Origin of the sequence: Endozoicomonas sp., assembly GCF_031844845.1 — a bacterium.
Classification (GTDB): Bacteria; Pseudomonadota; Gammaproteobacteria; order Pseudomonadales; family Endozoicomonadaceae; genus Endozoicomonas.
On record NZ_JAVRMB020000043.1, the window covers coordinates 1 to 14,447 of the forward strand.

At 49.2% G+C, this 14,447-nt stretch carries 8 protein-coding genes; 3 read left to right on the plus strand and 5 right to left on the minus strand.

Annotated features, from left to right (window positions below):
• Nucleotides 1-54: 54 nt before the first annotated feature.
• Nucleotides 55-1,449 carry a glutamate decarboxylase gene (locus tag RM811_RS01885; RefSeq protein WP_402520219.1) on the plus strand — a complete coding sequence of 465 codons (1,395 nt, stop codon included), beginning with the start codon at nucleotides 55-57 and terminating at the stop codon, nucleotides 1,447-1,449.
• A 354-nt stretch (nucleotides 1,450-1,803) separates the two neighbouring features.
• Nucleotides 1,804-2,754, plus strand: a complete 951-nt coding sequence (locus tag RM811_RS01890; protein WP_402520221.1) for a LysR substrate-binding domain-containing protein — start codon at nucleotides 1,804-1,806, stop codon at nucleotides 2,752-2,754.
• Between the two features lie 277 nt (nucleotides 2,755-3,031).
• Here the strand turns inward: RM811_RS01890 and RM811_RS01895 are convergent, their stop codons facing one another.
• The 3 genes from RM811_RS01895 to betB form a co-directional block, all read right to left on the minus strand.
• Complete coding sequence (locus RM811_RS01895) at nucleotides 3,032-4,249, minus strand: BCCT family transporter (protein ID WP_402520223.1); 1,218 nt, start codon at nucleotides 4,247-4,249, stop codon at nucleotides 3,032-3,034.
• Between the two features lie 292 nt (nucleotides 4,250-4,541).
• The gene (gene betA / locus RM811_RS01900; RefSeq protein WP_402520225.1) at nucleotides 4,542-6,266 is read right to left on the minus strand and encodes a choline dehydrogenase; all 1,725 of its coding nucleotides are present in this window, start codon (nucleotides 6,264-6,266) and stop codon (nucleotides 4,542-4,544) included.
• Between the two features lie 83 nt (nucleotides 6,267-6,349).
• On the minus strand, nucleotides 6,350-7,804 hold the full coding sequence (gene betB / locus RM811_RS01905; RefSeq protein ID WP_402520227.1) for a betaine-aldehyde dehydrogenase: 1,455 nt from the start codon (nucleotides 7,802-7,804) through the stop codon (nucleotides 6,350-6,352).
• A 539-nt stretch (nucleotides 7,805-8,343) separates the two neighbouring features.
• Between betB and RM811_RS01910 the strand changes: the two genes are divergently transcribed.
• A complete protein-coding gene (locus tag RM811_RS01910; RefSeq protein ID WP_402520229.1) occupies nucleotides 8,344-8,838 on the plus strand; it encodes a hypothetical protein in 495 nt (164 codons plus the stop codon).
• A gap of 709 nt (nucleotides 8,839-9,547) precedes the next feature.
• On the opposite strand, the gene RM811_RS01915 is transcribed toward RM811_RS01910, so the two are convergent.
• Nucleotides 9,548-10,891 carry a TolC family outer membrane protein gene (locus RM811_RS01915; RefSeq protein ID WP_402520231.1) on the minus strand — a complete coding sequence of 448 codons (1,344 nt, stop codon included), beginning with the start codon at nucleotides 10,889-10,891 and terminating at the stop codon, nucleotides 9,548-9,550.
• A gap of 60 nt (nucleotides 10,892-10,951) precedes the next feature.
• On the minus strand, nucleotides 10,952-14,447 hold a 3,496-nt coding region (locus RM811_RS01920; protein WP_402520232.1), incomplete at its 5' end, for a VCBS domain-containing protein.

The following is a 14,447-nucleotide window of genomic DNA, read 5'->3' on the forward strand; positions in this document are numbered from 1 at the left end:
GTTCCTGTCTATACTCGAAAGAGTTTCCCTTACTACCTGCCGTGGAGCTGAATCATGCCACTGCATTATCGCGATGATATTCTGGACAATCTTATAGACGACGTTTACGCATCGTCAGACCTGTCCGTCAGCATGCCAAAATACAAGATGCCGGAAAAACAGCAGGAACCCCGGCATGCTTATCAGGTGGTTCATGATGAGCTAATGCTGGATGGCAACTCCCGCCAGAACCTGGCCACTTTCTGCCAAACCTGGGTAGAGGAAGAAGTTCACAAAATCATGGATGAATGTGTCGATAAAAACATGATCGACAAGGATGAATACCCTCAGACAGCAGAACTCGAAAGTCGCTGCGTGCATATGCTGGCTGACCTTTGGAACTCACCCGATGCCATGAATACCCTTGGCTGCTCTACAACAGGCTCCAGTGAAGCGGCTATGTTGGGTGGTCTGGCACTCAAGTGGCGCTGGCGTGAAAAAATGAAACAGCAGGGCAAACCCACTGACAAACCTAATTTAGTGTGTGGTCCGGTTCAGATCTGCTGGCATAAATTTGCTCGCTACTGGGACATTGAGCTCAGAGAAATCCCTATGGAAGGCGATCGTCTGATAATGAGCCCTGAGGAAGCGGTCAAACGATGCGACGAAAATACGATAGGTGTCGTGCCAACCCTGGGAGTAACCTTTACCTGTCAGTACGAACCAGTCGAAGCCATCAGTAAAGCTCTGGATAAGTTGCAGCAGGATACCGGGCTGGATATCCCCATCCATGTAGATGCGGCAAGTGGCGGCTTTCTGGCTCCATTCTGCGAGCCTGACCTGCCCTGGGATTTCCGACTGCCGCGGGTTAAATCCATCAATGCTTCCGGCCATAAATTCGGTCTGGCACCACTTGGTGTTGGCTGGGTTGTCTGGCGCGACAGGGAAGAGCTGCCAGAGAACCTGATCTTTCGAGTGAACTACCTCGGTGGTGATATGCCAACCTTCGCACTGAATTTCTCCCGCCCCGGAGGGCAGATTGCTGCTCAGTACTACATTTTTCTAAGGCTTGGAAAAGAAGGCTATCGACGTATACAGAAGGCCTGTTATGAAACAGCCCGGTACCTCAGTAAAGAGATTGAGAAACTGGGTATATTTGACATTATTTATAATGGCAACGGTGGCATACCCGCCATGAGCTGGTCACTGAAAGAAGGGTTTACCCCGGGGTTCAATCTTTATGATCTCTCCGACCGCATTCGTAGTCGGGGTTGGCAGATTGCAGCCTACTCCATGCCACCGGACCGGGAAGACCTGGTCATCATGCGTATTCTGGTTCGCCATGGTTTCACCCACGACCTTGCCGACTTACTCGTAGAAGACCTGAAACGCTGCATTGACTATTTTGAACAACACCCGGTTCAAGAGCCTGGCAATGCCGAAGACTCCTCCGGTTATAACCATAACTGATTCAGTTCCAGCACATATGAGGTTGTCGCAAAAGGAAGATTAAGCCTTGAACCACAAAGACACAAAGACACAAAGACACAAAGGTTTTTTGGAGTTGCCAGCGCTACGCGCTGCAAACAAAAGAAAAAGTCTTCCTTTGTGTCTTTGTGCCTTTGTGGTTCCTTCTTTTAAGGCCTTTTGCGACAGACAAGCTCCTTCGCGGGAAAGACGGCAGTAGTAAACCTCGTTCCCACGCTTTTAGGCTCTGTGGGTTCTGCGTGGGAACGAAGTCCGGAACAATAGGAAAAATCTAAAAATAATCCGCCCGATCGGTTACCATTGCTCACCTTTTTAACCAGCCAGCTGCAACCTTCTATGATTCCAACGGAAACGCTTCAGATTGTTCGGGCCGTTGCCCATTTTCGCAACTTTACCGCTGCCGCAAAGCATCTGCATAAAGTGCCTTCGGCAATCAGCTATACCGTTCGAAAACTGGAAGACCGGCTGGGTGTACAGCTATTTTTACGTGACAGCAAGCGGGTCGATCTAACACCGGCTGGTGAGCACTTTATTAAGCATACCGACCAGCTGTTAGCCTCTCTGGATGAACTGGAAAAGAGTACACGACAACTGGCCACTGGATGGGAGCAGGAACTGCGGATTGCTCTGGATAATGTCGTCAACCAGGGAAAAGTCTACGATCTGATTCATGATTTACAGGAAGTTCATCCCGAAACAGAACTGGTTATTAATACCGAAGTCCATAACGGCTCCTGGGATGCCCTGTTCCATGGACGCTGCCAGATTGTGATTGGGGCGCCACAGGCTATTCCCGAAACCATTTTGAATCAGGATCGGTTTGCCTGGCTCTCAATGGGCAATATGACCTGGGACTTTGTGGTTTCACCAAACCACCCACTGGCGAGTCGAAAAGAATCACTGTCGATGGAAGAGCTGCAGGAGCACCGGTCTATTTGCATTCAAGACACCTCTCGTTTTTTCCGCCAGGGCTATAACCTTCTGCTGGAGAATCAGCAGGTACTGCTGGTGCCCAGTTTCCGGGCAGCCATCGAATGTCTGTTAAGAGGACTCGGTGCCACGATTATACCCAGCCATTTTGCCAAACCCTATATCGCCGAAGGTTTGCTGGTGCGTAAAGAGGTTCCGGAACTACATTATAACGACGGCTGTCTTCTGGCCTGGAATCAGGAAAACATGGGACAGGGTTTGAAATGGGTTCTGGACTGGCTGGGCTCCGAGATTTGGCTGAACAAAGTCTGGCTGCAGTACGATGACCAGATGCCTATGGGGTATCACGTTCCCTGAGTTCTGTTTTATTAACAGGCATTTCCCACCCCAAAGAATCGCTTGCTGTCCTTAACAGACTGTCGCAAAAGTCCGGAAAGTGGTCTCGACGCAGGTCGGTTCGCTTGCGAGCCGACTCGTGGCCCAACCGCCATGCAACCATCAAAGTGAACCATCCGCCATTCCCCAAACAGGTTCGCAAGTGAACCGCCCGTGTCGACTCCCCTGAACGGGGAACCGACCTACAGATAGCCTTTTTCGACAACCTCTTAAGGTAGATAAAGACAACGTTACTAAATCAATTCACCAGCTCAATCTTGCCGTAATCCACGGCTGCCTTTTCACCGTTTGCTTTAATGTTCATCACTGGCTTCAACCTGGCCAGCAGGATATAACCAAAGCAGGCAAAGAACAGCCCAATAACCAGGGCACCAACCCACTGGATCTCCAAAAAATCCAATTTGAATAACATCGTCAGAATACTCAAGGCAGCGATATTACCCAGGATATACTTCACCTTGCCAAACCGTGCTACGGTCAGATTCAGATTGTCGGTATAGAGCCGAACCAGAGAGTCCAGAGAATTAATAACAAAGGTGATACCAACCAATGCCATCGCCAGATTATAAAATCCTGCAGTCTCAAGCCCATTGGCATGATAGTAATACAATACCGAAAACCAGATACCCACCGGAATAGAAGGCACTACCAGCATAGCTGCAAATAACTGCCGCGTTGTCAGCCCGCCAACAAAACGGGAAGTAAACTGACCAATCATAATACTCCATGCAAACCACCAGAGCAGATAGAACTCGTGGTAATCATTCAGCGGTAAAATGAACTGGTGAATGTTGCCAAAATAGTCGCCCAGCAGCGCTGCAGTCTTAACCATTTCTACCGCCCCATTCTCAGTGGATATCATTGCACCGAGCCCCATGACAGCAATCAGCCCCAGAAACAGCAGCGTTGTAGCAACACTCAGATATCTCACATAACGCAAACTGGTGCTGGAATAAACCGCAATAGCAATGACGATAAAAACAATCAGGTAGAAAGAGGTAACAATCGTTTCCCCGTCCCCAACCTCTGGCAGGTACCAGGGCAGGTTTGCCAACAATAGATACGCAGTGAAAGCACAGGTTCCGACAATAACAAGATTGTTAACGAACTTAACCAGTGGCAGCTCGAAGAAACCTACTTTTGGCTCAATAACAGAAAAGTAGAAACAGGTCAGGAAATAAAAGGCCCAGATCAGAAAGCCCCAGAACCCAAACTCAATAGCCAGTGGGTTGGCAAATCCGTACTCAGGGCTTGCCTGCAGATCCGCATAGCCAGCAAACTCTGTTAACGGGAACATGATCAGCCCCACATCCAGCCCGGAAGTGAAGAGGATGGCGATGAAAGTCAGGGTGCGCACCGGTGTATTGCCAATACATCGGACACTACCCCAGCGAACCAGAATAAATGCCACCGCAATAAACGTGAACAGTATGCCGGCTGATAACCAGGCAGTCATAAGCTTCTCCAGAATTTACTTGTTTTTTATTATTAGACTACTGTGTGCTGCCCCAGCGGTTATGAATGATCAGAGCAACACACCGTTTAGCCGGTTATCCTTCACCAACCCAGACACTTACTTAGGATTTGTCCTGAAATAACTTACCCATTTTGCGCTCAGTTTCCGTTCATTCTGAGCGAGGCGACTTCCGCCTCCCGCCTCCCGCCTCCCACAGCCCGTAAAAGCATGCATCTTACTCTTTTTCGGGCTGCGGGCAGCGAAAACAGGCAAATTATTCAGGGACAAATCCTTACATCACAACACGTTCGGGACTTCCTGAACGCTGTCGTTCTTTCCAGTTTGCATCCATACCAACCATTGCTTCAGATGGATCCAGGGAGCCTTTGCCCCGGATAATATCCGCAGCCTTCTCCGCTACCATGATGGTGGGAGCATTCAGGTTACCGTTTGGAATGGTCGGGAAGATGGAAGAATCAACAACCCGTAGTCTGGCTATTCCACGGACACGGGTTTGAGGGTCGACGACCGCCAGATCATCACTACCCATACGACAAGAGCATGATGGATGATAGGCACTCTCCACGGCACTGCGAACAAATGCATCAATTTCAGCCTCCGTTTCTACCTGCCTGCCGGGTTGAATTTCATCACCTCGAAAGGGATCAAATGCCGGCTGATTGATAATCTCCCGGGTCAGACGCACACAGTCTCGAAAACCTTCTTTGTCTGACTCGTATTCAAGATAGTTGAACTGAATCTCCGGACTGTCGGTTGGGCTGGCACTTTTCGCTCGAATCCAACCCCGACTCTTCGGTTTGTTATGACCGATATGCACCTGAAAGCCATCACCGTCAAAGGCACTTCTTCCGTCATAACGCATAGCGGCCGGCAGAAAGTGATACTGAAGATCCGGCCATTCCACACCTGCTTTCGAACGGATAAAACCACAGGACTCAAAGTGGTTAGTTGCGCCAAGTCCTTTTCGATCGAGTAACCAGCGGGCACCAATCAACCCCTTACTGAACCAGTTCAGTTTGCTATTCAGGGTGATGGGCTGCTTACACTTGAACTGGAAATAAAACTCCAGATGATCCTGCAGATTTTCTCCTACGCCAGGCAGTTCATGCTGTAACTCAATCCCGGCCTCTTCCAATACGGCTTTTGGGCCGATACCGGACAACTGTAAAATATGTGGCGAACCAACCGATCCGGCAGAAAGAATCACCTCCCGCGTTGCCCGCACCTCCTGTACGCTGCCCTTGTGCTCATAACGGATGCCAACCGCCACCTTATCTTCCAGCAGTACTTTATGAACCAGCGCATGGGTAATCACGGTAAGGTTTGGACGCTGCATGGCTGGCCGAAGATAAGCATTAGCCGTCGAGCACCGACGTCCATCCTTCACCGTCATGTGCATAGGCCCAAAGCCTTCCTGCTGGCGGCCATTATAATCCTCTGTAGACAAGTACCCGGCCTGCACGCCGGCATCGATAAATGCCTGATAAAGCGGGTTCTGCATCTGGTTGCCATTGTTGACACCCAGTGGGCCGCTATCTCCCCGGTAATCATCACCACCAAAAGCCCAGGTCTCAGCTTTCTGGAAATAAGGAAGGCAGTGGGCGTAGCTCCATCCTTCTGCACCGTGGCTCTGCCATTGGTCAAAGTCCCGGGCATGACCACGTACATAAACCATACCGTTGATAGATGAGGAACCACCCAACACCTTGCCTCGAGGACAGTGCATACGACGGTTGTCCAAAAAAGGTTCCGGCTCAGTTTCAAACTGCCAGGCAAATTTCTCCGTATTCATGGGAATGGAGAGTGCCGTAGGCATTTGAATAAACAGGCTGCGATCACTCCCCCCATTCTCCAGTAACAGCACGTTAACATCAGGGTCCTCAGTCAAACGGTTGGCCAGTACACAGCCAGCGGAACCTGCACCAACAATGATGTAGTCATAATTGGAGGCATGATTTGATGAATGGCTTGATGAATGGCTTGATGATGTTGACATAAACGACTCTGCCTTATTTTTTATTATGAAAATACCGCTATTTCGGACTCTGCAGCTGTGCGGTGCTTTCCGCTCACAGCTGTTTAAAATGGGCTTTCAAGAGGTGTCATACCCACATAGACAGACTTCAACTGAGTGTAATGACGCAGGGTTTCCATGCCATTTTCACGGCCAATGCCGGATTGCTTATAGCCACCTACTGGCATCTCTGCTGGTGAAAGTCCGTAACTGTTGATCCAGCAAATACCCGCCTGAAGTCGTCCAACAACCCGATGAGCACGGCGGATATCACGCGTATAAATACCTGCTGCCAGCCCATACTTGGTGTTATTGGCCCGTTGAATAACCTCTGACTCATCATCAAAAATAAGCAGTGACATAACGGGCCCAAAGATTTCCTGTCTGACGATGGTCATGTCATCACGGCAATCGGTGAAAATAGTCGGCTCAACAAAAAAACCATCGGGTGATGCTGCCGGTGATAATGGCTTACCACCATGAAGTAAAGTGGCGCCCTCATCCATTCCGGACCGGATAAAATCCAATACCACCCGATGATGCTTCGCAGAAATCAGCGCACCAAAATTAGTAGCGGGATCCATGGGATCACCTGCAACAATATTGTTGCGGGTGCGCGCCAACAGTTTCTCCACAAACGGGTCATAGACCGAACGGTGCACAAAAACCCTGGTTCCATTGGTACAGATTTCTCCCTGGGTATAAAAATTACCCAGCATGGCCGCAGAAACCGCCTCGTCCAGATCAGCATCCTCAAAAATAATCAGGGGTGATTTGCCACCGAGTTCCATGGTGACCTCTTTCAACGATGAAGCCGCAGCAGACATCACTTTTTTGCCGGTACTCACTTCACCGGTAAATGACACTTTTGAAATATCAGGATGACCTGTCAGCCACTCTCCAACCTCAGCATCTCCCAGGACAACATTGAAAACCCCTGCCGGCACACCCGCTTCAATAAAAATTTCTGCCAGCTTCGTAGCACCATGGGGTGTCTCTTCTGAAGGCTTGAAGATCATACTGTTGCCACAGGCCAGTGCGGGGGCTGACTTCCAGCAGGCAATCTGTAAAGGATAATTCCAGGCACCAATTCCGGCACAAATCCCCAGCGGTTCACGGCGTGTGTAATAAAAATCGTCACCAAGGCTTTGCTGGTTACCTTCTATGGCGGGTGCAAGCCCGGCAAAAAACTCGATAGAGTCGGCTCCGGTAACGACATCAACAACCGATGCCTCTTGCCAGGGCTTGCCAGTATCTTCCACCTCAATCGCTGCCAGTTGATCATTACGCTCCCGCAGCAGGGCAACTGCTTTGTGCAGAATACGGCTGCGTTCCATACCGGTCATGGCGGACCATTGCCCGAACCCTCGTCTGGCACTGGTCATTGCCGTCTGCTGGATTGACTCATCGGCAACCTCTGCCTGATAGGCAACCTTTCCTGTAGCAGGGTTAATAACATCAAAAGTCTTACCACTGCTGTTACTGCAATAGTCGCCATCCACAAAGTTTCTGAGGCGCATCACGTTTCTCCGTACTGCTTAATTTCTTGTTTTAAAGGTTGTTTGCCCGGTGGTTATGTCTGCAGAAATCGGCTCCTCTATCTATCACCATGTTTATAAAAGACTCCGGGATCGTGATTGCCTGAAACCTGAGTCATTGATATTGAAGATATCAGGTAGATTTATCCGACAGGAATAACAGCCTGGAGAGCATAAGATTGATGAGATGCAGCCATTAATAGCAACTATTAAAAAACAGCTGTCGATAGATGAGTAATAACCAGTTTTCAGCATATTCTTTTTATTAAACAACCAATTAGTTAGAAGTCTAACCAACCTGACATTACACATCAATGCATCAATATGCAGAAAAATCATCAAAAAGCCGCAAAAAGTCAAACAAAACCAACAAAAATGAAAGTAAACACAAGGAAATATATTAGACCACTAATTAAATTCATGCTGTGCTCACTTACGCTGATGGCTTCTCCATACCTTTCTGACTGGTCAGCAATACTGGCAGCCTTGTTAGACAATCCCCCACAGAATCAATGATATAAATGACTGACATTGACTTGCAGGGGAGTAAAGCCATGGAAAGTATCAAGCCAGTTTTCGGTCAGCAGGAATTAACATTGCAGGACTTGAGCCAGGATATGATGGGCCTGGATAGCATGGACAGTACTGACAACCCTCTTGGCTGTCATGACAGTACGCTTGTACAGATCGAGATGTACAGCAGGATGATCTGCTACGGCATCAACAATCCGTTTCCCCATTCGCGATCGCATCTGGCCTTTGCTCTAATTGGCATTAAAGACTCACTGCGTCAGATCAGCCTGGCAGAACTGGTCATGGGCAGCGCCGATATCAAAGAGTTCAACATCAAGCCCGTACGCACAGACCTCAAACCCATGGACAAGCTCGACCAGTTATTGGACAGCCCTGTGATTACCAGCAACCTGCCTACGCTCAGAGAAGCCCTCAGGTTTGTTCACAGCAAAGATCAGCAGGAAATCTACATAATTCTGAAGCTTAAGCTGAAAGGACCTTGAAGCCGTTGTCCGTTGTCCGCAAAAGCATAAGCGGATCTGGCGTTTTTGGGAGGCAGGCGACTATAGACGTTTATAGAAATGGGGCGTTATTTAAAGCAGTTCCTAAGGAATTGTCCTTTAATAACTTCCACATTTGGGAAAACAGCCATTATTACCGACCAACTCCGCTGTCATCCTGTACAGGGATTGTACAGGATCCATCCACAGGGAGGTGACTGCCGATGGTTAACTATCCCTGCCAGATGGATTGTGTACAATCCCTGTACACAATGACAGCGGAGAACCCAGCCGGAATTGTTTATAGTACTACGCCCCAGGTCCCTCAATTTACTGGCAAATGGATAATTTAGCCTCGTTCCCATGCTCTGCGTGGGAATGCATACGGATCTAGCCTCGTTCCCATGCTGGCCTCGTTCCCATGCTCTGCGTGGGAATGCATACGGATCTAGCCTCGTTCCCATGCTCTGCGTGGGAATGCATACGGATCTGGCCGTAGGTGGGCAACCCTCTCTTTGTCTGGGTTTCCGAGGGTTTCATGCTGGTTGTTTCTATTTGCGGTGGGTTCGGTATGCATTCCCACGGGGACCGTGGGAACGAGTTCGGAGGGTTTTGCGACACCCTCCTTCGCGAGGAGGGCGATGGTAAATTCTTAACTGTTGACCTCCTCAGAGAACACTTTTGATTGCACCCGTTCCTAAGCTCCTAAGCATCAAAGCGCAGCAACCACTTTCACCCCACAATCATTCTCAACCGGCAGGCTGGCATCCAGAGCTGTCAAAAGAGAACCCGTGCTATTCAGCAGACGGAACTGATTGAACAACAGATCATACCGGGCGTTGATTTCACTCTGTCTCGCGGTAGTAAATTCATTCTGGCTATCCAGTAAATCCATCAGCGTACGACTACCCATCAGGAACTGCTTGTTATACAGCTCTCTGGATTTACCCGACTGACGAACATGGTCTTCCAGTGGCACTAAACGCTGCACCCCAAAATCAACCGCCACCCAGGCCAGACGAACTTCTTCCTCAACCTGTCGGCGAGCCCGGTTACGCACTTCGATTGCCTCGTTTACCAGCTTGCTGGTCTGACTGCGGCGAGCCTTATCACCACCACCATTGAACAGGTTATACGTCATATTTACTTTGGCAACGTGGTTGTAGGTATCGCCTTTGCCACCATTGGCATCAGTATCCCAGTTGGCACCCACTTCCAGCTCAAAACGTGGCATATAGGCGCTTTTGCTGGAGTCATACTGAGCTTCAGCAGCGTTAACATCAGCACTTGCCAGCTTCATAACAGGATGGGCATTGACGCCCTGCTTCAATGCAGATTCCAGAGAAGCCGGAGTATTGTCCGGCACTTCCGGCAAAGAATAAGACGATGGCAGATTACCAACCAGACGCTGATACTGGGTTTTCATATCCCTGAGCACCGACTCTGCGCTGATTTCATTGGCTTTGGCCAGCACTCGCCGACTCTGCGCCTGGGCCACATCTGCCTCATTACTGCGACCTTTTCGTCCCTGTTTCTCGATCAGTTCCACTACCCGTTCATGCTCTGCCGAATTGGTTTTCATCAACTCAACCACGGACTGCTGACGCATGACATTTATATAGGTTCGGGTGACTTGCAGTGCAGTATTGCTGGCCACCGAACACACTTCCTGGGCTGCCGATGCCTGCCGGGCTTTCTGGCGATCAACTTCACTATTTACTGCAAAACCATCAAACAACATTTGTCGTGCGGTTAGTGAGGCATCACGGCGGGTTCTGCTTTGATCGTTGCTGCCCGTGTTTCCTGAGTTAGCAAGGGTTGTGCTGTTACGGCTGTTCTCATAACCAATTCCGGCAGTCAGATCCACTCTCGGCAGATAGCCCGCCCGAGCCATGGTTACCTCATCACCCCGGGCATCTGCTGCGGTGGTGCGAATCAGAACCTCCGGGTTAGTAGCCAGCGTCTCATTAACGGCATCCAGCAGAGAATCTGCCTGAACACTGGTTGATAACACCACTGCAGCCAGCGTAGATACTTTGAAAAGTCTGGTCGACATCCTGTTAACACTCCTTTCTTACATTCAATTTTTATTGGTTTGTTATTTTTGGAAATAGCCTTAAACGATCAGCTGGCCGTTATTGATCAGCTGCTGAAGAATATCATTACCATCGATACCAGCCTGAGCATCTTGATTACTCCAGCCATCGGTATTTTGCAGCACGATCTGCAAAGTATCATTATCACCATCACTGGTATTCGTTTTGAAAATAATGGTCGCTGCGTTGCTACCTGCATCGTAGCTGGCGCTGATGCCTTTATTCAGCAATGTCGCCGGATCCAGTGTTTCACTACCGACATTGAAGTCGATCAGCGCCGACAAATCCAGAATATCGCCCGCTTCGCTGGCTGGATTGCCCAGCTCAAAATCCAGCAATGTATCCATCTGAACCAACCGACCGTCGTTCAGATCAGAAAGCTGGAAAACAAAGGTATCAGAGCCCTCACCGCCCTCGAGAACATCATTTCCGCTGCCTCCGGAAATATTATCATGATCTTCTCCACCATCAATAACATCAGCACCCGCACCGGCAATCAGAATATCGTGGCCATCAGTCCCTGCAAATACGACGGGATTAACATTAATGGAAACGGTCTTTTCTTCCCCCACAGCCCCATCAGTATCAATCGGAACATAGGTAAAACTGTCTTCTACGTTAAAGCCAACATCAATATAAAGGATTTCGTAGGTGGAGGGCGCATTGAAATCGATATGGGGGGTATTATTTTTCACCGCATCGTCATCAATCTCAGTGGTGAATTCGATAGAAGTGATGGATTTCCCACCCGTCATACTACTATCAATAACAAAGTCTTGAGTAAGCTCGCCGCTGGTGTTGTATATATTGCCGCTAAACTGCGCTCCTTCACTATTTGTAGCAGTCCATTTAGCAGAGGCTCCCCAACCTTCACCTTCTTTAAACTGCCCCCCAAATCCATCAAGCCCGACTTCTACGTACGACACTCCTTCGCTAAATTCAACGGTGACTGACTCACCAGGTGTTATCCCTGCTTCTCTAGGTTCTTCACCCGGCTGTTTAACGCTCAAACCATTACCAAGATGAGTGGCTTTAACATACTCGCCTTCATCGTTTAGAATATACTTACCTTCATCGTTTAGAACGTACTTGTCGTCGTCTAGAATGTACTTATCATAAATATACAACTCACCACCAGATGCAGTGATAGTAGCGGTAACGCCATTATCAAATGTCTTTATCAAGTCGGTATCTTCAACACCGTTGATAGTAATCTTGATTTCTTCCGTTTTATTACCTTTTTTATTAGTTACAGTGTAAACCTCGGTAATGGTATCGCCCTCACCCAGGTATTGAACGGCTCCGTTCGAAATTTCATAACTCCAGTTGCCAGACAGATCAATGGTCAACACGCCCAGCGGAGAACTATTTGTGCTGTCACCGTCATTGAAGGTTGGGCTTTTGATATCATATTTTTTATAATCACCAACTTTACCAGCGACCTCCAAATAACCCTCATTGTTCACATTAGTATCTTCAGTGACAGCGCCAGTATTCATACTCCCGCCACCATCATCCCCACCATCATCCCCACCATCATCCCCACCATCACCCCCACCATCATCCCCACCATCACGCTTAAAATCCGCCATATCTATACCTACACCTGGCCGTATTACTTCCTCCCCCCAATCTTTCTTTGAATGCTCTTCATCAACAGAGCCATCCCCTACATAACCCAAGTTACCTGTTACCGGCCTGTATATTAATTCATCCTGAATGAAGGTCTTCCCTGATACCTCACCAGTATCGCCAACCTGATATAGCATATTCTCTGTTATCTTTTCTGGTTGCCCCTGATCATTAGTAAAGTAAAGCGATCCTTTTTCTGAGTCAGGTAATGATGTGAGCATGATTACAACATCCTCATTAACATCCTCAGCGTCACTAACCAGGCCGGTGAAGTCGATACTGATATCATCACTGCTTAAAGTTCGGGAATGAACGGTGAAGCTCTCACATTCAGGAACTTCATTAGCACCATTGATGGTGATCGTGATGGTATGGTCATCCTTTCCATCCGCAGTCTTTACGGTATAAATCTCGGTAACAGTCTCAGGATCACCATTCGCATCAAGACCTAAGTACTGCACGGCGTCATTATCCACCGTGTATGTCCAGGTGCCGTCCGCCGTGATAGTCAGCGATCCCAGTGCTGTACCATCTTTACTGCCACTGCTGCTGAAGGTCGGGCTGGTGTTAAAGGCCCCGTCACCATCCACATCATTGACCGTCAGCGTGCCGCTGGTGACCAGATCACCGTCAGCGTTCTCATTCACATCTTCAGTAACACTGCCTTTATCACTGTCGCCATTGTCTGCATCTACGGTGATATCTGAAGGATCGTCTGCACCGGTGATACGCACTGTAATCCAATGATTGGCGGTGCCATCCAGGGAGGTCACTTTGAGGTAGTCGTCTTGTTTTTCACCCTCAGTCAGGACATCGGATTTGCCTGCATCCAGGGTGTAACCCCATTCGCCAGTCTGGGCATTAAAGGTGAACGTACCATAGATACCTTCCAAACTCGCAGGGGTCTGGAACACCGCCTCACCTGCATCCACATCAGCGATCCTGAGCCGACCACTGGCAGTAGCATCACCGGTCTGATTGTACCCAACCTCCTGGACAGCGCGGTCATCGGGAACCGACTCATTAACAGCGATGGTGGCGGCATCGTTACTGCCGGTGATAATAACTTTAATCTCATGGCTGGCTGTGCCGTCTTTCGAGGTAACGATGAGGCTGTCGGATTTTATCTCATTTTCCTTCAGGGCATCCGATTTACCCGCATCAAGCCTATATCCCCATTCACCAGTATCAGGGTTAAAAGTGAATTTTCCATAAGTTCCCGTCAGGTTTTCCGGCCTCTGGAACTTCTCCTCACCACTGTCAGGATCATCGATAGAGAGCTTGCCACTGGCCGTGACATCCCCCGGTTGATTGTGCCCTGATTCCAGGACCTCACGGTCATCGTTGACCGACGGGTCAATAGTGATTTTGGCAGTATCGTTAGCACCTTTGATAGTGATGGTGATGGTCTGCTCATCCTCTCCATCCGCCGTGGCTACAGTGTAAACCTCGGTGATCGTCTCGGGAGTACCATCCGCCTTCAGGCCCAGGTACTGAACGGCGGCATTATCCATCTTGTATTCCCAGCTGCCTGTGTCTGAGATGGTCAGCGTACCCAGGGCTGCACCGTTATTTCCGGTACTGCTGGTGAAGGTCGGGCTGGTGTTAAAGGCGCCATCGCCATCAACATCGTTGACGGTCAGGGTGCCAATGGTGACCAGGTCGCCGTCAGCGTTCTCATTGACATCTTCAGTCACACTGCCTGTGTCGCTGTCGCCATTGCCTTCATCGACGGTGATATCCGACGGGTCTTCCGCTCCGTTGATGGTGATGGTGATGGTTTCGCTGTCTTTGCCGTCCGCCGTCGTCACCGTATAGACCTCAACGATGCTCTGGTTGACATCCAGGCCTTGCACCACCGCACTGGTGTTATCTACCACGTAG